The sequence below is a fragment of the Planctomicrobium stercoris genome (genome assembly GCF_051465655.1).
GTDB lineage: Bacteria > Planctomycetota > Planctomycetia > Planctomycetales > Planctomycetaceae > Planctomicrobium.
In genome coordinates this window covers 1,000,501-1,022,351 of record NZ_CP195791.1, presented here as the reverse complement: position 1 = coordinate 1,022,351, position 21,851 = coordinate 1,000,501, and the positions used below count along the sequence as shown (strand labels likewise).

The following is a 21,851-nucleotide window of genomic DNA, read 5'->3' as shown; positions in this document are numbered from 1 at the left end:
GTTGTGTGAGAACTTCCCAAACCGTAGACCAAGCCTGTTTTTGTTCCTACACCAACTGGAATTTCCACTCCGATTGAGGTGTGGAGTTATTTAGTGTAGCTAGGCATTCTGGCTTCTCATTTCTCAAGTTGTTCACTGTAGTTGACAGTTCCAACGATTCAAATCCGTTCCACTCGTTAGGCTGAATCAGTGCGTGAGTTGCTGCGGGATCAATTTTCGGGTCGAGCCATAATTCGAAATAATCCGGTCCCGACAACACAGGGATACGATCATGGATCGGAGCCATGAGACTGTTCGCTTCTGTGGTGAGCATCGAGAATGACTCGATTGCAGCGTCTCCCTTACCCCGCGACTCCCAGATTCCGGCGATTGCAAAGAGTGAGTCATCCAGAAGGTGAAAATAAAACGGTCTCTTGCTCTTGCCTTCTCTGAGCCACTCGTAAAACCCGCTCATTGGCACTAAATAGAACCTCCACAGAACCGGAGTGACCATTATTCCCTGGAAAACAGCCGATTTCGTGGCCTGAACCTGAAAATCAGGCCACAAGGACGTGCTGGCGGCGGTTCAGTGTACATGCGAATTTCACTCCGGTTCTGTTGTGGACCTATTTAGGCAACGCCTTTTTTTGAATGCTGTCCTGAACGACGGTTTCTCGGCCACAGTCTCAGCTCGGGCATTGACCAACGATGCTCCAATCTTGGTATCTTTCGACCATGAGGGAATCAATCCCCATTTCAGATTGACCAACTCACGATGCCCATTCGGATTCAACCTGCAGGCGGGGTTGAACTGAGTCGGACCGATGTTATAGCGAGGGGCGATTGGCAGATCGTCCTCCGGAAACAACTGAAAAAACTCTCTGAGTTCTTCTGGCGTGGTTCGCAGGTTGTAACGTCCGCACATTTAAATCTCCCTACCAATTTTGAAATTTGGTTGAGTGAAATATGGTTGCCCTCTCTCGTTGTGATGACTATCGCCGGTGAGTTTGTCAGTTATCCCCCAGCAGTAGTGAGCACAATCGCAATTTCTCTTTGATTGCGACGGGATACGCAGCTTGTGAAGCAATTTGAAGAGTATTTTCCAATCGCTTCCAGGCACCTTGTTGCAGGCTGAAAGGAAGAGGACGTTTTGATATCCACCCATCCAAGCAAATTTGTTTCTGAAACTCGCCTTCAGTGGCGAGAACCCAATCGGCAATTGGCTCCAAAAATGATTTGTGTGCAACTGGCGGCTGAGATAAAGCTAGTATGAGAATTGCAAGTGCGTTGAATACCGGTTCGGGCGAACCGCTCATGGAGCTCTGCCATGTGAGAAATTTGCCCATTGCATTCATGGCGTCCATCCCCAACTCGATGGCACTCTTCAGCCCACTCGCCAGAGTGTAGTCTGCGATTTCATCTTCAAAGTGAAAGGCGGAGTCCGTCGCGGCATACATCAGGATAGTGCAGGCGAACAACCGCGTTTGATGTGCTGTGCGTCCGACTGGCCCCAACGGATACGGCGGCGGGTTAGGACGATCTGGATCGGAATAGACCGTCAACCGCAGCGCTTCCTGCAATTGAAATGAGATCTCTGCGGGAAACTTCCCACGGCCTGCAATGATCTGAAGTGCGGGTAGAACTTCGTTCAGTCCCCATCCGTAGTCAGCAATGGCAATGTCATGAAGCTGTGTCGAATCGACATGGCAGCGAGCGTAGTTGAAAAGTTCATCCCGATCGGCCGGAAAGATCGACGCCAGTTCTTTGGGAATAGGGACCATTTCTTCATTTTCCAGAACTGCACTAGACAGCGAAGTGTACGTGTGTTCCGATTCCCTAGAGGAGCCAGAAACATGCCAAAAACCCAAATCACTGCATTGCAGCAACTCATTAAACGGAAACAACGGAGGTCCGTCCGTACCCATCATTTCCAAACCGTACCTTCACAAGATGCAATTTGTTGGGAACGAGGCTTGTCGCCTGGAGATCTCAGCGAATGAATCACATTGACTGAAGGCTGCGGAACGGTAGAGCTGATTTTGAAGGCTCTGAGACCACAGTTAATTTCACAAAAGTGGCTTATTATCGATTCAGTAAATGAGATTTTTCCTCGGTCTCTGGAACAACACGGGTTGAAACTCTATCAATTTGTGTACGTGAGGGTCGGCAATCCGGGTCATGCTATCTGGGCCATAGAGCAGGGGGTGCGATCCAAAGGTGTGGATGTTGTCTGCTGCCAAGTTGCCAAGTTGAGTTCCACTACATTTCGGAGATTGAAAATCGCGGCAGAAGCAGGCGGTTGTATATGCATTTTATTGCGAGGGCAGGAAGCACTTCGAGAACCAAGTTGGGCTGATCTACGTTGAAGTGACAGCCGACTATCAAACAATCGGACTCTCTTTGAAGGCTCATCCGTTTTCATTCCTGCGAAAAGAGGTGGAATTTCTTGGAGCAGTCACTGCCATATCCCTTCAGGAGGTAGGCGATAGAAAATGTGTCAACGTGCCTGGAATGGTCCTATTGAGGCAACGTCCGGGAACAGCCAAAGGGGTGACGTTCATGACGCTAAATAGCTCCACATCGTTTCCGGAGCGTCGTTTTCGATTGGTGTAGGAACAAAAACAGGCTTGGTCTACGTTGGGGAGGTGTACCACCACTTCCCTTTCGAGGAGTCAAGCCATGGATGGCAGTATCCAGCTCACAGCTCAGGAACGCAAGATGCTTTTGCAGGCCTATCGCTCTGGAGCCGATCTCTCCACTTCTCGACGGGCTCATATTGTTCTGCTCCGGGCCCAAGGCCTGACCTGGCAGCAGATCAAAACCGTGCTGTTTTGCAGCTTCGACCTGATTTCGACCACGTTGAAATTGTTCACGCAAGGGGGAGTCGCTGCTGTTCTGCAAAAACCGTCTCCGCAGCGTTCCTTTCCAGTCTGGATGACACAGGTCCTGCGGTGGGTCACTCAGTCCACTCCCCGGGATTTTGGATATTTCCGCTCCCGCTGGTCCTGTGAAACGCTCGCTCACCTGCTGGCGTTTGAAACCGGCCTGCGATTGAGCGGAGAAACGATCCGCCGGGGACTGCATCGGCTGGGCTTGGTCTGGCGTCGCCCCCGTCCAGTGGTCGGCCCGGTTGATCCCCAGCACGCTGAGAAATTTCAGGCAATCCAACATCTTCTGAAGAATCTTTCCCACAACGAAGTCGCCGTCTTTCAGGATGAAGTGGACCTGAATTTGAACCCCAAGATTGGCAGCATGTGGATGAAGAAAGGTCAGCAGGCCGAGGTGGTCACGCCGGGGAACAATCAGAAGTGCCATGTGGCAGGCTCGCTGATCTGGGGGACGGGAACACTGCTGGTGAGTCGTCCCTGCTGGCGACGAAACACGGTCCAGTTCCTGGCCCATCTGGACGACCTGCGTTTCCGACTCAGGAGCTTCCGGAAGATCCATGTCATCTGTGACAACGCCAAATTTCATGACTCGAAAGCGGTGAAAGCCTATCTGCAGAAATGGAGTCACCGGATCGAAGTCCATTTTCTTCCCAAGTATGCTCCGCAGTCGAATCCCATTGAACGAGTCTGGTGGCACCTGCACGAGACGATCACGAGAAACCACCGCTGCCAGACCTTGGAAGAACTGATTGACCAGGCGTACGAATGGTTCGAGGTGAATAATAATCACTACCTCGACATGCGACACTCCTTCGCCAAAGCCGCTTAAAACTCACTCCGAGGACGTGGAGGTCCTATTTAGAGACGACGGTGCTGTGCAAGTCACCGAGCATATCGATCAGGCACGTGCGGCCAATTACTTCAACCCTCATGCGGTTCATGTGAACGCCAAACATTCCGCTGCTCTGATTGAATCTGTTGGGGCCGACAAGCCAGTCGATGTGTGCACCATTGCGGTTTCAGCACTAGCAGCCCGTTGAATTTCCTTTCTTCGCTTGACAGGTCTGGTAGATTGCCGGTGGTTCGGATTTCAGGCATTCAGGGAGGGTGACCGATGGCGTTGGGGAAGCGGGAGGAGTCGCAGCAGCAGGAGTTCTGGACTCCGACAGCGAGTCTCTCCAGAGGACCGGGGCATGTCTTTTATGACAAGCTTAATCAGGTGCTGGCCAAGGCGGGATTCGACAAGGTTCTCGAGGACCTCTGCTCCCCGTATTATGCCAGCACAGGTCGCATGTCGATCCCTCCGGGCGTCTATTTCCGCATGCTGTTGGTCGGGTACTTTGAAGGGATCGACTCCCAAAGAGGCATCGCCTGGAGATGTGAAGATTCGTTGTCACTGCGAAGGTTCCTGGGCATTCCGCTGGGGAAAGAGACCCCGGACCACAGCAGCCTGACACGCATTCGTGATCGACTCCCGCTGGAGATTCACCAGCAGGTGTTCCAGCAGGTGCTCAGCATCATCGATGAGCACGGTCTCCTGAAGCTGAAATCAACCGGTGTGGACTCCACGTTGCTGGAGGCCAACGCCGCCATGAAAACAATCGTGAGAAAGGACTCGGGCGAAGACTGGAAGGAGTTCCTCAAACGCCTGATGCAGGAGGAAGGGCTGATCGAAGAAGACGATGATCCCAGCGACGATGACCTGCGGAAGTTCGATAAAACCCGTCATCAGCAGGGGAAGAAGAAGGTCTCTAATGCCGACTGGGAATCGCCGTCAGACCCCGATTCCCGCATCGTGAAAATGAAAGATGGCCGCACTCATCTGGGCTATAAAGCGGAACATGTGATCGACCTGGAGAATGAGTTCATCCTCTCCGCCACGGTGTGTCATGGGACGAACAGTGATGCCGGCACGCTCATCGAAAGCGTGGTGAATGCCCAGCAGAACGTGATTCTCGCTGGGAGTCCGGAAGAGATTGAAGAGGTTGCTGCCGACAAGGGGTATCACAAGAACGAGACGATCACGCAGGCCACGCAGCTGGGACTGCGAACGTACATCCCGGAGCCGAACTCACAACACCATCGCAAGTGGATCGACAAGCCGGAGGAGGTCCAACAGGCAGTGCTCAACAACCGCCAGCGGATGAGTCGATCCAAGGGAAAGGACCTGCAGCGTCAACGCAGCGAGAAGGTCGAACGCAGCTTCGCCCATGTGTGTGAAACCGGCGGAGCAAGGCGAACGTGGCTGCGAGGATTGGAGAAGATCAACAAGCGTTACCTGCTCGTGACGGCAGCGAGGAACCTGGGCCTCCTCATGCTCAAAGCATTCGGCATCGGCAAACCCAGAGGATTGCAAAGCGGACAGAGGGCACTGCTGGCACTCTGGGGAACCTGCACGCTGCTCTGGGCCGCCCTGAGAAACCGCCTGCGATCGCTCCAGGCAAGGACAGCTCATCCGATGGCGTTCCGAGACATCAACTGGCAATTGACCCCACAGCGACCACGTACACCCCGGAAACTCCAAATCATGCCAACTTCAACGGGCTGCTAACCGAACAACATAGGCAGATGACTATTGGCTGGGCTAAAGCGAGTGAATCTCAACAGTCTGTGCTGAAGGTGGAGACCGATAGACTTGAAGCAGAAATTGCTTATTGGAAGCCTCGGGTAGAGCCAATTTCGAAGCGACTCAAAGTTCTTCGCGAGGCCGACAACGTTCGTGCAAGAGAGCGTCGAAAGCTGATTGCCGAATGGCCGACTCTCGAATTTCGTGAAAAAGGTGAAGCAATGCGTCGCACGTTCAAAAAAGTGACGCTATACTGGCATCGTGAGTTTGTTCCTGCAAAGTCGAATGCGGCCCAGCCACGGAAAACCACTCGGCCCGGTCGAAACAAATTCACGCTGCTTCACGACAAAATTGAATGGTCTTTTGCAGACTTCAATTTGGAAGGTTCTTCGTAAAGATCTGGACCGTGTCCATCTGGAGTGCCGCAGCGGCCTCGGCGGCTTTGTGATAGCCGCCGGAGATAGAGAGATGAGAACCGAGCAAAGGCACGCGAAGACTCCTGGACACAGAATTCGAATCAGGCAAAGGCTCGAATTGTGACCAGAGTATCCAGTCGCCACAAGCTGACAGCGAATTCCCTTAAAGAAGCACGTGCGCTTCACCTTCTTTCACCCGCATAACCATTCCGAAAGGCCGGGAAAGATCCGCGAAGCGTTTCAGGATTTGATCTGCCTGGGGATTGCCCTGATCAATCAGTTGCGGCCATCCGCGTGTCCTGAGGAACAGGTCCCCCGAAACGCCATCCGTCAGACGAATTGGCCGCAAGGTCAACGATGACAGATTACCGTGACGGAACGTGCAACCAGCAATCAGACTTTCCCACGCCACGTGCGTGTAGTGCTGGGGCGGAGTCCGTGTGTGAAAGATAAAATTCCCGAGCCCATAGAAGATTGGTCGCTTCTTGTAGATCTCCATCCCGTGCAGCATTGGGATTCCATGGCTCACAAAGACGTTTGCTCCCGCATCAATGCACTCGGCCGCCCAGGCCCGCTTCCACTCCGGGGTCCGCTGCCTGTCTTTCTCCCAATAGTGGTCATGCTGATAGACGATCACAAAATGTCCCTCTTTCGCTGCTGATTCGATTGCCATCAGATTCCGTTTCGCATCCTGATCCTTCAACTTGCCGTTTCTCACAGCCAGATGGTTGAGACCGGGCTGATCTTTATCAGCAATCGAACGTGCATCGACGTTTGACGCCATCGCGATGAGGGCAACGGAACCTTGCGGAGTGCTTCGCAACGCTGGGGCGGTCGCTTCCGCGAGATTCCGTCCGGTCCCCGCGTGTGTGAAACCTCGGCGACCGACTTCCGCCGCTGTCGCGAGGATTCCGTTCGTCCCCAGATCGAAAGCATGGTTGTTCGCCAGGGAGAGGAGCTCGAAGCCGTATTCCTGCAACGTCTCGAGAACTTCGGGGCGGGCAGCATGAAAGAACATGTCATCCTTCGTCGGCAAACCGGATTCAGGGGTCTGAATCGAGACCTCCAGATTGGTGAACCTCAGGTCTGCATCGCGGAGGGACTCGCAAATGCTCTGATAACCGGCGTAATGTTCGAGCAAGGGGGTATGTTCGATCAGAGACTGACCCACGAAGAACAGTTTCAGTTCGTCGTCGCTCTCCGGTGCCGCTTCGTCACTCCGCGCGAGGAATTGTGGAGCGAGGCAGGCCGCCGCGAAAACGCCTCCGCCCGCCAGAAAACGCCTTCGAGTGCAGTACACCTGACTTTGGTTGTGGACCATGAAAGACTCTTCCGGGTGACAGGCTGGTGCTCAGGATTGCGGGTTTGAGCAGATCACCCGGCACTTTTTGAACAATTGCGAACTCAGCAAGCCTTGAAATGAAAGAAGCACACTGAGGCGTCCTGGGAATGAATCAGAACTCAACGTGAGCAGTCCCCACGCAATAATCTTCTGCAGGCTGCGAAGAACATCTCAGGCTGTTACCTGGAAGTGAGAGGGAAGTCGATTGTGTTCATTCCCTGTCTGACCTCCGCAGTCAGTTCCGTTTTCGCGTCGTATTTTTCGGGAATCTTCACCTGCGCCGCCGGCGAATGGGGAACCCCGCCCGCCGGCCGGTCCAATTCCGGGTCGAAAGGATCGATCTCGGCATACGCGATGGAGACTTTGTGCTGCCCAAGCACCGCTCCCTGCTGGTCAATCGTGTACTTCAGATCATACCGTCCCCCCGCATCTGTCTGTCCAAACGAAGGACGTCCCGATTCGGGCTGAAAGCTGATCGACACCCCTGAAAGAGGTTGACCGTCCATGGTCACAGTCCCTTTGACCAGACCAATCGCCGGGCCGGTATTCTGCCGACAACCCGTAAAAACCACTGTGACCAGGAGACTCAGCTGAAGCAGGGTACGCATACGGGTCTCATTCCATGAAGAAAGCTGAACTGGAGTGAACGAACCTGCTCAGAACGCACCAATCGGCATCCCGTCTTCTCGGTTCAGCAGATATTCGTAGGTGCTGTCCGCATCACTGTCGTTGGAACCTGCGGGTGTACTGGAGACATAGCTGATGTGCTGACTGATGAAACGGACGGAACCGTCCGCGAGCAGGAAGTGAGCTCCTCCATCGTGCAGGCTGCTGAAATTCTGCATCCGTTGCGGAACGGAGTCGACCGGAAAGTTGATCGGCCCACGGCCGCTGGCGAGGATGTCATCGATGCAGTAGGGGCCGCCTCCCATGCGGCATCCCGCCCAGGCTTTGGCCCCCCAGATCAACCCTTTGATTTCAAAGGCCACTTCTCCCACAGCGATCGTATTGCTCGCCCCATCGGTGATATCCCGTAACCGAGCATTGCTGTGCAGCCAGAACAACCCGGTCGTTCTCGGCCCTCCGAAAATCCCCCCTCCATTGGAGACGTTATCTCTGCGATGACTGATGTTGCCGGCGTAGTTCGACATGCCACCCGTCAATCGCCCGGTCTGGATATTCGCTCCTGAAGATCCCAGTTCACGCACCCGAGGTCCGGTATCAGACGGGCAGCGGAACGAGGAAATGATCGTCTGGGCAACCCGGGTTCCTTCGCCGCCGTTGTTGGTCGTCAATTCGTCATGCAGCCTGCGCCCCGCGCCGATCGTCTTCTGATACAGCGGGGCCTGATCCACATACGGAAGCAGAAAAGCCGACCAGCCCCAGCATTCGACCCAGTAGCTGGAACCTGAGGAATCCGTGCTGTAGGGCCCTGCGGGGGTCGAATTGGTCAGGTTGGCATACTGGGGATCGCTGAGATCTCGAACGAACCCGGGAGGAAACAGGTTGCAGGCTTCGTGGTAGTTGTGAAGCGCCAGGCCAATCTGCTTGAGATTGTTCCTGCACTGCGACCGGCGTGCTGCTTCGCGTGCCTGCTGCACTGCCGGCAGCAGCAGAGAGATTAAAACTGCAATAATCGCAATGACCACGAGCAGTTCAATCAGCGTGAATCCTGCGGAGAGACCTCGATACGTGCTGGTGGTCGACCTGGAACTTCCCATGCTTCAGACTCCGGTAGGATGAAAATAAAACGGATTATGGGCTCGCAGCGGACACAAGAACTCTCACCTGATCGGTATTGTCTTCAGGAGCATTCAGTTTGACCGTGATGCCCCGTCGGTCTTCATGCACAACGATCTGATCAAACCGCTCTTTCCTTCCACCGTAGGGAACGATGCTTCCCCGGCTGTCCCCTCGGACCAGGACCGCTTCGTCTGTAGGGTAAGCGACCCCAGAGTTCGCCAGGACAGCATCCGATTTCTGAAGCTCCCCGGTGGAAAAGATCAGTCCCAGGATCGGCCGGTCGAATCGAATGGTCCCAGTGAGCGGAGCGTCGCGAAGACTCCCGTCGGCATGGAGGAAATAAGAAGTGCAGCGAGTTCCTACCGGCAGTTCGACGGGAGTGAACTGGCCCGGTGAGGTGTAGATCGTCGGAGTTGGAGGAGCCACGCTGACGGGAGATTTCAGTTCGAGATTCAACTGTTCTTCGAAGACAAAAATCTGTGACTTGCTGACCAGCTTTCCTGGTTCGACTGAGTTCGGAGGAGTCGACAGAAGCACAAGATCGCCATCCAGCTGCGTAATCCCCCGAAACCGGTTCAGTCCATTTGCGAACCGGTTCCCTCTCAGAAACTCGATGGCGGTCGTCTGGCCTGTTTCTGACAATGCGACCGCTTCTCCGGCTGCCAGCATCACAGGGTCGCCCGACGACGTCCTGGCAATGGAATGGGCAGAGACAAGCCCCTGCAGAACATGCAGCTCGGAATGCCGGTCTGCATCCACGGCTGCGCAGAATTTGGTTCCTAAATCAACAAATCTGCCTCCGGGGGTCAGGATCTCGAAGCCTCGATCTTCGGGAGTGATCTCAGCGACAACTTCGCCACGATGCAAAGTGAGTGACCGGGAGTGCGGCATCTCAGCGATGAGAGGAGCTGTCAGTGCAAGGACCGACCCTCGGTCGGAATACAGGAGGATCGTCCCTGCCTGCAGAACGACCTTTTCTCCTTGCCTGAGGAAAATCCGGGACTTCGTACATGGCTGGTGATTGATCGTGACCTCCCCATCAATCACCAGCCTCGCAACAAACGTGGGATTCACATACGGAATGGTCTGCTTTGCAGATCTGTGGAGCTGTGCGACTCCGTAAATCAGAATGGCCGCCATCAGCACGGTGGATGCCACCCAGCCTTGCAGACGGCGCAGCGATCTTCGCTGTCGGAGGTACTGCTGTTCGACCGATGTGGCATGATTGTGCGGCGCTCCCAGCACCCAGGGAAGATGCGATTCCATCTGCATCAGCCGGACATACGTTCTTCGAGCTTGAGAGTCCTCCCGAATCAGACGCCAGATGGCGTCCATCACTTCCGGCTGGCCGTCACTGCAGCGGAGAAGCCTGTAGAGTTGTCGAACCTGGTCGGAGCTGTTCACGTCGGCTCCTGAAAATTCAACTTGTGTGAAATGCAATCGAACAACTGATCGTGAATACGCTGGATCGCTTTGTAGCAGGCTGCGACGGTGCGTGCGGTTCTCCGGGCCACGGCTTCAATGGGGAGGTCCGGGGTGTACCGCAGCTCCAGAAGCTCGCGATCCTTTTCCCGCAATCGGGCAACGCAGGATCGCAGCGCCGCAAGCTTCGCCTCCAACTGGGCGTTTTCGTCTTCGATATCCTGTTCAAGAGCCTCAATGAGATCTTCAGTCAGTTCACGGGAGAACGTCGCCTTGTGACGCGAAGAGAGGGCTTTATTGCGTGCAATACCGTTGGCCCAGGCCAGGAAATTTCTCGATCGGTCAAACTCCGGAAACTTCTCCCAGGCTGTCGCTGCGACCTCCTGAAGAACTTCATCCGCATCCGACCAGCTCATCAGCATGACGAGGAGATAGCCGTGCACACGGCTGGCGGACTTCGTCCAAAGCTGAACAAATTCCAGATGGAGGCTCTGAGGTGTTTCGGAAGCGTGGCTGTTCATCGACGACACTCGCAGGTGACGCGGGATCTATAAGTATTCTGAGATTCATCCAGAATTGGACAAAAACTTTGTCAGAGCTGCGATGTTCCTGAGTTCCGAAGACGAACGAGTCTTCAGAAGATGGCCCCCCGACCGTTCTGAATCGAAACTTGAGTCAAAGTTCGAATTTCCTGAAACTTGTATTGACGCAATTTTGCTCCCGGCCTAATTTCCCGCCTCGCAGCGAGACAAACCTTCGACACACCCAATCACAGCTGCATCCTCCATTCAATACACCTCCTCAGATCCTTCCATCGCTCATGGCATGGAATCGGCCTGCGGCCGTTCGAACTCCTGATCCCCTCCCGAGCTCTCCCGAAATCCAGTTAAGGACCGTTTTCATGAAGTGGACCATCTTCTCACTCGCGTGCGCTGCGCTTCTGACCAGTGCTGGTTGCTGCTGTTCCAAAGCCTGCGGACCCTGCGGCACTTCCGGATACGGATATGGCGCCACTTACGCTCCGAGCTATGCTCCCTCCACCTGCCCGGGCGGTAACTGCGGTCCGATGTATCCCAGCGGCGCAGTCATCCCGGGAGCACAGCAGGCTTACGTCCCCTACACCACCACCGCATCTCTGGATTACCTGCCAGCATATTAATTCTGGCCAATTCAAATCCGGGATATGAATCAGAGATCACGAGCGGGATCGCGAGATCTGCGGAGCATGGATTTGATCTGGCCTGCGCTGCGTCTGACTCTGTTGCACTTCGAAATGCGACAGGAACAAAGACGTCCATTGATTCAGCATGGAGGAAGTCCAGAACGGCGAGAACAGAGTTGAGAGCAAGAAAACATCTTCTTTGATGGCTCTGGACTCTCGTCCCTCGACTCTCAACTTCTCACAATTTCTGAACGACGCAGACGATAGAGGTTCAGGCGGAAATAAAACACACGACAGCACCGGTCATTTGCCGGTGCTGTTTGCATTCAACCGGATCCAGCCCATCATGACCCGGCCCACCTTGCCCAGCGTCTGAGCCGAACAGGCTGCCGGAAGGTCATTCCGCTTGTGCCAGTGCGGATAGTCGAAGTCGATAATATCGCAGGTCGGAATCCGGGCGATCTGATTGAGGGCCAGATGATCGTCCAGCACCTCATGTTTCCGACGAGCCACGAAATCCCGAATCCCCAGATCCGCCGCGACCTTCCAGACATCGCGCGTCACTTCTGGCGCATACCGCAGGCTGTTGATTTCGTAATAAAATGTCGCGCCCGTCCCTGCCACCATGTCCAGCAGCACACCGCTGAGATAGCGAAAATTCTGCGGGGGGTGATCCCGGTATTCCGTCGCGAAATACTCTGAACCCAGAAAATACTTATCGCCCTGAGTGTAGACCAGTTCTTCTCCATCGAAGATCACGAAATCGACACCGAGGTCGGAATTCAAGGGAAGCACACCCTCCTTGCCGAGGTGATTCCCGAGTTCCATCAGCAGCGCGACGCCGCTTCCCCCGTCGTTGGCTCCGATGAACGGCTTCTCCCGCAATGCTGGAGAAGTTTCCCGATCCGGAAACGGACGGGTGTCGTAGTGACAGCACAGGAGGATTCGCCGTGTCGCCTGCGGACGCCACTGGACGATTATGTTCCGCATGCGGACAGGTTGACCGGTTCGAGGGTGCGAAGCATCAAACTCCTGATACCGCACTTCCCCTCCCAGATCGGTGAAATGCTTCTCCAGCAGGTCCTGTTGCTGCTGCATCCCAGGCGTTCCGGAAATCCGCGGGCCGATTGCGCAGATCTCCCGCAGGTAATTGAACGCGCGGGCACCATCGAAGTCATTGGCCTGCTGGGCGGAGACTTCAAGCGGCAGAACGCACAGCGTCAGAAAGCCAACCAGCGCAAATCGGAAACAACTGTTCATGTCGGCAGACTCCATTCAACAACGCTGGCCTATCACCCTTCAAACCTGAGTGAACCGGCGGGACAGACATGCGTGTCTGTCCCGTTTCAAAACACACCGCCACTGATGCGAACAGACTGAGAGGACTGTTCCATCTGTCGGTGACCGGTTTGAAGATTCACCAGACTGCCAGCGTATCGCGAACAATCTGCTTATGCCAAGCCTGCGGTCCGGGCCTGAAGGTTCTCGACCGCATCGAGCAGGCGTTGCTGCAGCACGATCGGAAGTTCGGAAAAGCCTTCCAGCACTTCCGGTGTGAGTGAAGCGACAGTTCTTTCCAGAACGGAACAGGCTTTTTTGACGACCTGTTCAGGAGAGAGTTCGGAACGATCCGCTTTCCCTTCTCCGGGAGCTGGTCCCCGTGCTCCTTTCCCGAACGGAGCGTAATCGGAGTTCGTCGAGCCCCGTGCTGCGGAGAGTGCGGTCTCCACCCGTTCACTCGCTGTGGCGAACGGAGCGTCTTCGTCATAGTTCTCGCGGGAGATCCGTTCGAACTGGCTGGGGTCCTGCACCATTCCGACAGCGGCACTCAGATACTCTGGCGATGCGATCAGGTCATCCTCTTCCACAGCCGGTTCCGACAAGTCGTCCCCGTGCTGGGCGCGCCGCCAAGCCTTCATTTCGGCGACTGTCGCTTCCATCTCGTTGGCCCATGCCAGACATTCCGCCGCATCGTCCCAGTTGATGACGACGTAAAAGTGCGACCACTTCAGGTTCGGGTAGTTCTTGTAGACGTCAGCAAAGGTCTCCCAGACGCGACGTCGCTGGAAGATCTGGTCTCCGCTCAGTCCGATCAACGCGCCGAAATCCGCATCTCCCCGCCCCTTGGCGTGACGGGAGGTCCACTGCGAAGCACATTCGCCGATTTCCCAGTTACAGCTGCTCAACGCGCGCTGTGCTCGGGCTACCAGTTGTTCTTCCGACTCGATCGTCTCAATCTCGGACATGCGAAATTTCTCATCTGAAAAGCGAATTGAGTGAACTGCAGGGAGCACAATTCGCTGGTAGGGGAACTCTTGCGACAGCGGGTCACGCTATCTGTACATCTGTATCAACAGAACATCTTATCCCTGTGGATCGGCACTCTCCATGGCCTCATTGAAGATTTCGGGACACAGACAAAATTCCTCCAGCGTCCCCCCCGCAAACTTGACCTGACATGCAAAGTTCGCGAATGGTTGTTCAGGGACTGCCGAATTCGCCCTGGAGATGACTTCACCGCATTCGTAAGCCTCAGCTTCAGCAGTCCATTCTCTCAGCGTCTGGATGTCAAGGAACCGATTATGGAAGTCGTCTCAACAATTGGTGAAGTCCGAAGCCTGGTTGGGGCTGCGCGTGGACGGGGATGCAGAATCGGCTGCGTGCCGACCATGGGGGCGCTGCATGCGGGACACCTAAGTCTGGTTGAAGCGTGTCGAAAACGTGTGGACTACACAGTCCTCACGATTTTCGTCAATCCAACCCAGTTTGCGCCAACGGAAGATCTCACCAAATACCCCCGCCCCATCGAGACCGATCTGGAAGCCTGTCGCCGGGCCGGGGTCGACTGCGTCTACATGCCAGAGGTGTCATCGCTTTACCCGTCCGGTTATGACACCTGGGTTACCGTGGAAAACATGTCACAAACTCTCGAAGGGGAGTTTCGCCCCACGCATTTTCGGGGCGTCACCACAATCGTCACCAAGCTGTTCAATATCGTGCAGGCCGACATCGCCTGCTTCGGAGCGAAGGACTACCAGCAGCAGACCATGATTCGCCGCATGGTTCAGGATCTGAACATCCCGACCGATGTGGTGGTCTGCCCTACCCTAAGAGATCCAGACGGACTGGCCATGAGCAGCCGCAACGTCTTTCTGTCCGCTCAGGAACGATCTTCCGCACTCGTCATTTCTCGAACATTGCAGATGGCTGAGAAACGTCTGCGTGCGGGTGCCTCGGACTTGAAAGCCCTGGAATCACAAATGTGGTCGCAACTTCATTCAGAGCCAGAAGTTCGCCCGCAGTACGCGGTGATTCGCGATCCTTCCACTCTGGAGCCGCTGGCAGCTCCCCAGCCGGAGATGGTCGCCCTGATTGCAGCGTTTGTGGGGCAGACACGATTGATCGATAACCTTACGATTCAGCTGTAGCGTGAACAGTTCAACTTCTTGAGACCGTGCGTTTTGCAGTCGACATGACAGAATGCACTTGCTGACGCAGCGTGCTCTGATCGGAGTTGAACTGGAGTCAGAGTTCGGAGGAGTCGATGCGGCAGATCCTGTTTCAAATCAGTCTGGGACATCCCTGGTCCGGGTGGCACACCGGAGCAGAACAGCTCCCCGTCCTCGGGGCAGCCTGGGTTCTGTTGATCGCCGGAGCAGGATATCTGCTCTTTCACTTTCTCCGGGGCAACAAAGAGATCTACCGCGATCCGACCACCTGGATCGGCTGGGGGATCGGGGTTCTGGCGGCAAGCCTGGCTTCGAGTTTCTTTCCCGTTCCCGAAACGCTCCCGATCTTCGGCTACGGGATGATGGTCCTGCTGGGCTTCACAGTGGCATTGACGTTCGTCTGCCTGAGGGCGAAATCGATCGGGGTCGATCCCAACATTATTATGGATTCCGCATTCTGGATTCTGATCTCAGGTGTCGCGGGAGGACGACTGGCATATCTCATCCAATATCGTCATGAAGCTTTCCGGCCCGGCATGTCACTGCCTCAAATGCTTTTCAAAGCGGTGAATCTCTCTGAAGGGGGACTCGTGCTCCTCGGAGCACTTGTCGGAGGAGGACTGGGAGCCGCAGCGTACTTCTGGTCAAAACGCTTGCGAGTGCTGGAGTTTTGCGACCTTCTAATCCCCGCTGTCTTCATCGGTGTGGGCTTCGGGCGGATCGGCTGCCTTCTGAACGGATGCTGTTTCGGAGATCGATGCGACCTCCCCTGGGGAATTTCTTTTCCGAAAGGGAGCACAACGTTCACTGTTCTGATGGAACGCGGATTCGTATCACCCGATGCTCTGGCGACGTTCCCGCTGCATCCGACGCAAATCTACAGCTCGATCGATGGCTTTTTGCTGGCACTGGCAACAGGCATCTTCTACTGGTACCGCAAACACCCCGGCGACGTGCTGGCAGCGGGCTGCATGCTTTATTCCGTCACGCGGTTCCTGTTCGAATTTCTACGAGCGGACGAGATGGGACAGCTCGGAACCGGCCTGACGATTTCGCAGCTCTACTCGATCGGGATCTTTACCCTGGGACTCGTTCTGATGCTCACCGGACCACTGCGAGGCCCGGTCCGAAACCCGATGACCCCCACTCGAGTCGAGGGCAATCCGCAGCCGAAACCACACGTGGCGTGATCCAGTAGGGTGCATGCAAATGCACCAGAGAAAGCGGTGAACGGAATTGGTGCATTGACATGCACCCCACCTGACTGACTCAAGCCGACAGTTTTTAGTCGAACGCGATATCCCAAAATTGGGCTAAGTTATCACAAATATGTGCACCAACAGACTCTGCAAGCACAGGCGTGAAATCCGAAAAAATTCGACTGAGAGGCCGCATTGCTGCACACATGTTTTCCCAGCGTTTGATGACTGACAGCCCTTCAATGGCATTCACTTCTCGCCTGAGATCGATCGCATATTCAATGGTCTTAGCCATCACAGGTATATGCATCTCTTCAAGAATCTGAATTGTCTTTGTCAGCCTTTCAGAAAATTTGTTTTCACTCACAGCCTCTCGTTCAAGAAATTGCTGAAGACCACCGTTACCGACCCAGTCATCCAGATTCACAATGAGCCGCATCTTTTGCATACCGACTGGAAGCTCGTCAGCAGACTGTTCTCCATTGTTGTTTTCAAATTCCACAACATAATTGTAGGTTAGCCCGTAGATCTCTCTGTATGCTTTGGAGTCGATGTACGTTCTGAGTTCATTTTCTGATCTTTGAGTAAGCATTTACCAGCCTTCGTAAGTGGTGGCTTGGGCTTATTGCTTTCCAGCTTCCCGTCGAATCAAGTCGGCGTATTGCTGGACCATGCGGTCCATCGAGAATTCGGTTTCCATGCGACTGCGGCCTGCCTGTCCCATGCGGGTGGCGAGATCTTGGTCTTGCAGGAGTCGTGCGGTGTACTGCGAGAAACCGGCGCTGTCTCCCAGGTTGACGACAAACCCTTCCCGCTCATGGTGAACGAGTTCGCGATTCGGTGGAATATCGCTGACGACGACCGGCTTCCCGCAGGCCATCGCTTCCATCAGGCTGTTCGACATCCCTTCAAACTCGCTTCCCAGCCAGAAGACGTCCGCATGATGCAGCAGCGACGAGGCGTCGCTGCGATGTCCCAGGAAGCGCACATGCGGAAGAGCTTCGACGTCACGGGCGTAGAGTTCGAGCTCTCCTCGCTGCGGCCCGTCTCCAACCAGACACAGGTAAGCCCGGTCATCCGCCTGGCGAAGAACCTGAATCGCCCAGATCAGGCTCTTCAGTCTCTTCTGGGGAGCGAGTCGACCGACGAACACGATAAGCTGCGAATCTTCAGGCAGCTTCCATTGTCGGCAGAATTCTTCTCGTGAGACGGTGGGTAACGGCGGGGTTTCCACTCCGTTCGGGATGACGCTGATGCGATCCTGCGGGAATCCCAGGCCCTCGTAAAACTCTCCGACGCTCTTTGAGTTGGCAATGAGGCGGTTGGTTCGTGGCTGCAGTCGCTGATCCAGCCAGAGTTGCCAGCGAGATTTCCAGGAGTCGACGCACCGTTCGGAGATAATCGTCACAGGCGGCTTCGCCATTCCGAGTGTTGCCAGCCGCGTCGAGGAATTGGCAGAGAACAGGCAGGACAACAGCACATCCGGCTGGAAGTCACGAATCTCCCGCCGGAGTTTCAGAATCGTCGAAGGATCCAGCCGCCATCGTTTGTGAAGAATCGTGTAGGGAATCTGATGTTCCCGCAGCAGAGCCTCGTAAGGGCCGCCACGGGTCAGAGCGACCACACGGACATCAAACTCGCTGGGAGGGAGACCGCAGGCCAGCAACCCGAACTGCTTCTCAGCTCCGGACTGATCGAGAGTCGGAATGACAATAAGAACCTTGATCACAGTCTGAACCGTTCCGGAATGACGGAAGTGAGGAGAGTCGCGTCGTTGCTGCAGCTGATTTCATTTCTTGAAACTGCCAGCTTACCGCAAGCTGAAGGCCCGAGACCAGTGCCCTCGGGCATGCGTGGGCAACTCTCGAATCTTACTGGACAGCTCCGGGATAATTACCCGGACCGTATGCTCCCGGTCCGACCGGCTGGGTCGTCGGCCGGGGAGAGAACTGGTTACGCAGGTAACCGGAGTAGAAGCGATCTTTGATCTGCTGGGGCTCGGATCGCTGTTCCTGATAGTTCAACGGACGAAAACCGGTTTCCGGTCCCAGTGTGGTCGGATAGGGATCTTGAATCTGGGCCTCGCGCCGCTGCATTTCGGCACTTTCCTCGGTGAACAGACGTGGCAGACGTGTCGTCGCGGGGTTCAAACACCCCTGGCTTGCAAGCAAGCACACGACCGTCAGGATTAAGCCACACAGGTTTTTCACGACAGCTTCTGGGCCGGGGAGGTTCTATCCGTTTGAGAATCTGAAACTGAATCAGGTCCCGACAAGGCAAGTCTGTCCCTGAAATCTCGCGGGGTTATACCCCGATCGGCAGATTCTGCCCAGCCGAGTTTGTGGCGAGGGTTTTTCCGCAAACTCATCTTTTCAAAGAATGTCGTCGGAATCCGATCATTTTGAGGCATTTTAGAAACAGCCGCGTTGCCAGAAGGAATCACGGTGTTTGCGGGCAACACGAAAGAAGAGACGAACAGCGAAACACTGCCGCAAAGTCTCGCCGTAACAGACAAATCTCAAACACGTTAAGGAAATTACAACAGGAATCTAAAAAGACTGTTGTGAAGAGGGAACAGACTTTGCCAGCATGGCCGATATGCTCAAAGTCGCCACAACTTCCCTCGCACGGACTGAACTTGCATACATCGCCTTCCGGCTCGCGTGCCTCGACACACGCGAACGTCTGGAACTGGCGATCCAGCTGGACCTATGTCCAGAGCGAAATTTTGGGTTCCTGACAGAGGTCCCGTTCCTCAAAAACGTCCCTGCACAGGTGCAGCTTGATCTGCTCATGGAAACCTGGGCCCGGCACATCACTCCCATCACCCAGCCGGCCAATCTCCTGGATGAAAGCGTTGTCTACGCTGCGTGTGAAACAGCAGCCCGCCTGATTCGCAGCGAGCCCGAGGTCGCCCGGCGGTTCCTCAATCGCGGTCCGATTCAGTGCAGCTACGTGCTCGACGCCAAACTCGCCGACTCGCTGCAACAACTCCACATCCATTTTGCCCAGGAGGGTCTGTTCCTGCTGCTGAGCCAGTTTCAGGACATTCCCCCGTTAGAAGCCGTTCCACTGAAACGTGAGAACGGATTCAGCGATGGCGCGACTGACTGTCTGTTCGACGTGCTGGGCCGCTGGTACGTCTCTTCCAGAATGCTGACGCGTGCTCAGGGACTGCTCACTCGCGTGGAAATCGAGCAGATGGGGTCGTTGCTGAACACTGCCCGCTGCTTGAAAAATACGCAATGATCCGCGTTTCTCCATCAGAATCCGACGCGTGAGCGAGTACATCTTCTCACGTCGACAATGTCACGCACCTGCTCACGCGGCGTGCTCTGAAATCTTCGACCGTCAACATCGGACTGCCGCTCTACTTCAGCTCGCGGTTCAGCACGTTTCCTTCCTCGTGGATGACAACCAGCTCGTCGCTGGGGTAGACAATCACGTCTTCAATCGTCGGCCGGGGAACGACATCGCCCAGCGAGCAGATGGTCACCGCGTTCGGGCCCTGCACCGGCCCGGTATCGGAGCCAAGCGAGAACTTCCCATGAGAGACCATGGCGCTCGCAGACGGGGCGTTCTCATTCTCCTGCGGAGTAAATGTAATAGTGCCCCAGCGTAACGGAGTTCCCGCGACGGAGATGGTGCCGCTGATTGCTGCCCGCTTTGCATTGCTGAGAAAACCATTGACCTTGAGCCAGTCCGCCAGCCGGTCTTTCCACGTGTTCAGGACAGGGTCCTTCGGGGCGAGTCCGACTCCGTGCGGGCCATTCTGATAGATGTGAAGCTCCGCAGGGACCCCCTGATTGCGCAGCGCGAGATAATATGCCACGCAATTCTCAGCCGGAACAGCGGTATCCTTGTCAGTCTGGAAGATGAACGTCGGCGGGGTTTCTTTGGTCACCTGGGTTTCGTTCGAAAGATTCTCTACGAGTGCAGGGTCCGGATCTTTCCCCAGCAGGTTGTTCTTCGACCCTTGATGGGTGAACTTTTCCTTCATCGAGATGACCGGGTAGCACAGGATGCTGAAATCGGGTCGACTGCTCTGCTGTGCCACCGGGTCGGAGCTCTCTTTGTCGCCAGCGTCGAAGTGGGTGGAGACTGTGGACGCCAGGTGCCCTCCCGCCGAGAACCCCATGATGCCAACCCGGTGCGGATCGATCTTCAGTTCAGCAGCATGAGCGCGGACATAGCGGATCCCCCGTTGGGCATCCTGCAGCGGAGCTGGGTGGTGATACTTGGGTCCGAGTCGATAAGAGACCACAGCCGCACTCACTCCGATGGAATTGAGCCAGGTTGCGATCTGATGACCTTCATGATCCATGGCCAGCCCGCCGTAGCCTCCCCCGGGGAGAACCACGACGCAGGCCCCATTGGCAGTGGCTTCCGGGGCGGGATAGATCCGGATTTCCGGAACATCTTTTGGTTCGTCTCCCTGTGCTCCCGGCGCTCCATCGGGCCAAAGGCGAATCGGATCCGGCCCGGCTGCTTCACAGGCTGAGCCCCAGCTCATCAGGGCAACGAGAGTCAGCAACGTCAGCATTCTGATCATGGAACACTCCTCCAGGTTAGCAATGAGACGGCCCGCTGATTGAGCAGTACACCATCTCTTGTGGGAGCGATCCTGGCAAGCGAGCGAGGTTGGTATGAGTTGAGTGCTGAGAGTCGAGTGTTGAGAGAGGAGAGAGGAGCCACGACAAAATCCCCAATCCCCAATGACAAATGACAAATGACAAATCCCCCACCCCACCAAGCGGCCGCCCTGCCCCCTCTTCCCACTACTTCCCCGTCTCATCCGCCCACACAACGCGGCCGTGGTCCGTCAGCGAGTACGTAATGTACGACGCCAGCCGGATATCGGCGTCGGGGAAGAGCCGGGCCACCTCCGCGCTGAATCGCGGTGGCTTATCTGATTTGCGAAGTGCCTGGCAGTAGTTCACCAGCAACTCGCGTCCACCGGGAGCATCGTTCATGAGATAGTGGACCCAGGCCCAGGCTTCGCGGTAATCCGCCAGTCCCATCTTGGGGACCTCTTCAATCTTCTCCAGACGAGCCAGGTCAGGCCGCCACCCGTTCTTCACAGCGATGGCCAGTTGCTGCGTGTGCTCACGATGCAATCGACGTGGAGTATCGGTCTGGGTTTCGTAATACTCCGCCAGTCCTTCATCGAGCCACAGCGGAACAGTTCGCAGGGAGGCGTGGAGAACGCCGTGAGTATATTCGTGACGCAGGTCTTCGCTGACGTTCGGACTCCAGTGAGCATAGACCCCCAGTTCTGTGGGCGAACCGATAAAGAACGCCCGACGAGGAGGAAGGTTCGGATGCCGGGCCTGCATGTACTGGCTGTACCGCTGTTCGTCTCCAAACAGATGAATGACAACCGGGCGATGAGCCGGGGGGAGTTCCAGCGAATTCGTCAGGTCTTCGCGAATCGACTTCAGCTGCGTGATGAGTTCGTTGTTGGATTCAATCTTGAGGTCGGAACGAATGATGAGATCGCCCGATTCGATTTCGAATTTGCTGGGAAGGGACGCCTGCTGATTCCGATTCGCGATACATCCCCACAGTCCAGCGACAAGCAGACACAGGACTGTCGAGACGGAGCGGGATCGGGCCGGATGCCCTGGGCATTCGGAACGGAAGAATTTCGGGGGTGAACTTCGCGTTCGGTCTGACAAAAAATTC

20 protein-coding genes and 1 pseudogene are annotated in these 21,851 nt (G+C 55.5%); 7 read left to right on the top strand and 14 right to left on the bottom strand.

Annotation, left to right across the window (positions count from 1 at the left end; genetic code table 11):
- Positions 1-46: 46 nt before the first annotated feature.
- Together SH661x_RS04140 and SH661x_RS04135 are read right to left on the bottom strand one after the other, a co-directional pair.
- A pseudogene (locus SH661x_RS04140) lies at positions 47-904 on the bottom strand (SOS response-associated peptidase).
- An 85-nt stretch (positions 905-989) separates the two neighbouring features.
- Complete coding sequence (locus SH661x_RS04135; RefSeq protein WP_437228295.1) at positions 990-1,907, bottom strand: hypothetical protein; 918 nt, start codon at positions 1,905-1,907, stop codon at positions 990-992.
- A 751-nt stretch (positions 1,908-2,658) separates the two neighbouring features.
- Between SH661x_RS04135 and SH661x_RS04130 the strand changes: the two genes are divergently transcribed.
- From SH661x_RS04130 to SH661x_RS04120, 3 genes are all read left to right on the top strand, one after another.
- Positions 2,659-3,696 carry an IS630 family transposase gene (locus SH661x_RS04130; RefSeq protein ID WP_437221960.1) on the top strand — a complete coding sequence of 346 codons (1,038 nt, stop codon included), beginning with the start codon at positions 2,659-2,661 and terminating at the stop codon, positions 3,694-3,696.
- 285 nt (positions 3,697-3,981) lie between these two features.
- Positions 3,982-5,418, top strand: coding sequence for a transposase (locus SH661x_RS04125; protein WP_437222305.1), 1,437 nt, complete (start codon positions 3,982-3,984; stop codon positions 5,416-5,418).
- A 17-nt stretch (positions 5,419-5,435) separates the two neighbouring features.
- Complete coding sequence (locus SH661x_RS04120; protein ID WP_437228293.1) at positions 5,436-5,828, top strand: hypothetical protein; 393 nt, start codon at positions 5,436-5,438, stop codon at positions 5,826-5,828.
- 184 nt (positions 5,829-6,012) lie between these two features.
- Here SH661x_RS04120 and SH661x_RS04115 read toward each other — a convergent pair whose 3' ends face one another.
- The 5 genes from SH661x_RS04115 to SH661x_RS04095 form a co-directional block, all read right to left on the bottom strand.
- A complete protein-coding gene (locus tag SH661x_RS04115) occupies positions 6,013-7,170 on the bottom strand; it encodes a CapA family protein (RefSeq protein WP_437228292.1) in 1,158 nt (385 codons plus the stop codon).
- A gap of 200 nt (positions 7,171-7,370) precedes the next feature.
- Entirely contained in the window at positions 7,371-7,799 is a 429-nt protein-coding gene (locus SH661x_RS04110) for a hypothetical protein (protein ID WP_437228290.1), read from the bottom strand.
- A gap of 48 nt (positions 7,800-7,847) precedes the next feature.
- Positions 7,848-8,912 carry a DUF1559 family PulG-like putative transporter gene (locus SH661x_RS04105; RefSeq protein WP_437228288.1) on the bottom strand — a complete coding sequence of 355 codons (1,065 nt, stop codon included), beginning with the start codon at positions 8,910-8,912 and terminating at the stop codon, positions 7,848-7,850.
- Positions 8,913-8,946: 34 nt separating this feature from the next.
- On the bottom strand, positions 8,947-10,338 hold the full coding sequence (locus SH661x_RS04100) for a FecR domain-containing protein (protein WP_437228286.1): 1,392 nt from the start codon (positions 10,336-10,338) through the stop codon (positions 8,947-8,949).
- Positions 10,335-10,877: a sigma-70 family RNA polymerase sigma factor gene (locus tag SH661x_RS04095; RefSeq protein WP_437228284.1), complete on the bottom strand. Its 543-nt coding sequence runs from the start codon at positions 10,875-10,877 to the stop codon at positions 10,335-10,337. The genes SH661x_RS04100 and SH661x_RS04095 overlap by 4 nt, the downstream gene beginning before the upstream one ends.
- A 380-nt stretch (positions 10,878-11,257) precedes the next feature.
- Between SH661x_RS04095 and SH661x_RS04090 the strand changes: the two genes are divergently transcribed.
- A complete protein-coding gene (locus SH661x_RS04090; RefSeq protein WP_437228282.1) occupies positions 11,258-11,515 on the top strand; it encodes a hypothetical protein in 258 nt (85 codons plus the stop codon).
- Between the two features lie 306 nt (positions 11,516-11,821).
- Here the strand turns inward: SH661x_RS04090 and SH661x_RS04085 are convergent, their stop codons facing one another.
- On the bottom strand, positions 11,822-12,778 hold the full coding sequence (locus SH661x_RS04085) for a M28 family peptidase (RefSeq protein ID WP_437228280.1): 957 nt from the start codon (positions 12,776-12,778) through the stop codon (positions 11,822-11,824).
- 191 nt (positions 12,779-12,969) lie between these two features.
- The gene (locus tag SH661x_RS04080) at positions 12,970-13,764 is read right to left on the bottom strand and encodes a hypothetical protein (RefSeq protein WP_437228278.1); all 795 of its coding nucleotides are present in this window, start codon (positions 13,762-13,764) and stop codon (positions 12,970-12,972) included.
- A 336-nt stretch (positions 13,765-14,100) separates the two neighbouring features.
- Here SH661x_RS04080 and panC point away from each other — a divergent pair, with 336 nt between their 5' ends.
- Together panC and SH661x_RS04070 are read left to right on the top strand one after the other, a co-directional pair.
- A complete protein-coding gene (gene panC / locus SH661x_RS04075) occupies positions 14,101-14,946 on the top strand; it encodes a pantoate--beta-alanine ligase (protein ID WP_437228276.1) in 846 nt (281 codons plus the stop codon).
- Between the two features lie 116 nt (positions 14,947-15,062).
- Entirely contained in the window at positions 15,063-16,157 is a 1,095-nt protein-coding gene (locus SH661x_RS04070) for a prolipoprotein diacylglyceryl transferase (RefSeq protein WP_437228274.1), read from the top strand.
- Positions 16,158-16,251: 94 nt separating this feature from the next.
- On the opposite strand, the gene SH661x_RS04065 is transcribed toward SH661x_RS04070, so the two are convergent.
- The 3 genes from SH661x_RS04065 to SH661x_RS04055 form a co-directional block, all read right to left on the bottom strand.
- A complete protein-coding gene (locus SH661x_RS04065; RefSeq protein ID WP_437228272.1) occupies positions 16,252-16,758 on the bottom strand; it encodes a hypothetical protein in 507 nt (168 codons plus the stop codon).
- A 30-nt stretch (positions 16,759-16,788) separates the two neighbouring features.
- Positions 16,789-17,895, bottom strand: coding sequence for a glycosyltransferase (locus SH661x_RS04060; RefSeq protein ID WP_437228270.1), 1,107 nt, complete (start codon positions 17,893-17,895; stop codon positions 16,789-16,791).
- A 142-nt stretch (positions 17,896-18,037) separates the two neighbouring features.
- Positions 18,038-18,262, bottom strand: coding sequence for a hypothetical protein (locus SH661x_RS04055; RefSeq protein WP_437228268.1), 225 nt, complete (start codon positions 18,260-18,262; stop codon positions 18,038-18,040).
- Positions 18,263-18,755: 493 nt separating this feature from the next.
- Here SH661x_RS04055 and SH661x_RS04050 point away from each other — a divergent pair, with 493 nt between their 5' ends.
- A complete protein-coding gene (locus SH661x_RS04050) occupies positions 18,756-19,415 on the top strand; it encodes a hypothetical protein (RefSeq protein WP_437228266.1) in 660 nt (219 codons plus the stop codon).
- A gap of 121 nt (positions 19,416-19,536) precedes the next feature.
- On the opposite strand, the gene SH661x_RS04045 is transcribed toward SH661x_RS04050, so the two are convergent.
- Positions 19,537-20,718 carry an alpha/beta hydrolase gene (locus SH661x_RS04045; RefSeq protein WP_437228264.1) on the bottom strand — a complete coding sequence of 394 codons (1,182 nt, stop codon included), beginning with the start codon at positions 20,716-20,718 and terminating at the stop codon, positions 19,537-19,539.
- A gap of 226 nt (positions 20,719-20,944) precedes the next feature.
- On the bottom strand, positions 20,945-21,844 hold the full coding sequence (locus tag SH661x_RS04040; RefSeq protein ID WP_437228262.1) for a hypothetical protein: 900 nt from the start codon (positions 21,842-21,844) through the stop codon (positions 20,945-20,947).
- Positions 21,845-21,851 lie beyond the last annotated feature (7 nt).

Excerpts from the sequence above, each read along its gene's own strand:
- SH661x_RS04135 (WP_437228295.1), bottom strand. The coding sequence starts at position 1,907 with ATGATGGGTACGGACGGACCTCCGTTGTTTCCGTTTAATGAGTTGCTG.
- SH661x_RS04130 (WP_437221960.1), top strand. The coding sequence starts at position 2,659 with ATGGATGGCAGTATCCAGCTCACAGCTCAGGAACGCAAGATGCTTTTG.
- SH661x_RS04125 (WP_437222305.1), top strand. The coding sequence starts at position 3,982 with ATGGCGTTGGGGAAGCGGGAGGAGTCGCAGCAGCAGGAGTTCTGGACT.
- SH661x_RS04120 (WP_437228293.1), top strand. The coding sequence starts at position 5,436 with ATGACTATTGGCTGGGCTAAAGCGAGTGAATCTCAACAGTCTGTGCTG.
- SH661x_RS04115 (WP_437228292.1), bottom strand. The coding sequence starts at position 7,170 with ATGGTCCACAACCAAAGTCAGGTGTACTGCACTCGAAGGCGTTTTCTG.
- SH661x_RS04110 (WP_437228290.1), bottom strand. The coding sequence starts at position 7,799 with ATGCGTACCCTGCTTCAGCTGAGTCTCCTGGTCACAGTGGTTTTTACG.
- SH661x_RS04105 (WP_437228288.1), bottom strand. The coding sequence starts at position 8,912 with ATGGGAAGTTCCAGGTCGACCACCAGCACGTATCGAGGTCTCTCCGCA.
- SH661x_RS04095 (WP_437228284.1), bottom strand. The coding sequence starts at position 10,877 with ATGAACAGCCACGCTTCCGAAACACCTCAGAGCCTCCATCTGGAATTT.
- SH661x_RS04090 (WP_437228282.1), top strand. The coding sequence starts at position 11,258 with ATGAAGTGGACCATCTTCTCACTCGCGTGCGCTGCGCTTCTGACCAGT.
- SH661x_RS04085 (WP_437228280.1), bottom strand. The coding sequence starts at position 12,778 with ATGAACAGTTGTTTCCGATTTGCGCTGGTTGGCTTTCTGACGCTGTGC.
- SH661x_RS04080 (WP_437228278.1), bottom strand. The coding sequence starts at position 13,764 with ATGTCCGAGATTGAGACGATCGAGTCGGAAGAACAACTGGTAGCCCGA.
- panC (WP_437228276.1), top strand. The coding sequence starts at position 14,101 with ATGGAAGTCGTCTCAACAATTGGTGAAGTCCGAAGCCTGGTTGGGGCT.
- SH661x_RS04070 (WP_437228274.1), top strand. The coding sequence starts at position 15,063 with ATGCGGCAGATCCTGTTTCAAATCAGTCTGGGACATCCCTGGTCCGGG.
- SH661x_RS04065 (WP_437228272.1), bottom strand. The coding sequence starts at position 16,758 with ATGCTTACTCAAAGATCAGAAAATGAACTCAGAACGTACATCGACTCC.
- SH661x_RS04055 (WP_437228268.1), bottom strand. The coding sequence starts at position 18,262 with ATGCAGCGGCGCGAGGCCCAGATTCAAGATCCCTATCCGACCACACTG.
- SH661x_RS04050 (WP_437228266.1), top strand. The coding sequence starts at position 18,756 with ATGGCCGATATGCTCAAAGTCGCCACAACTTCCCTCGCACGGACTGAA.
- SH661x_RS04045 (WP_437228264.1), bottom strand. The coding sequence starts at position 20,718 with ATGATCAGAATGCTGACGTTGCTGACTCTCGTTGCCCTGATGAGCTGG.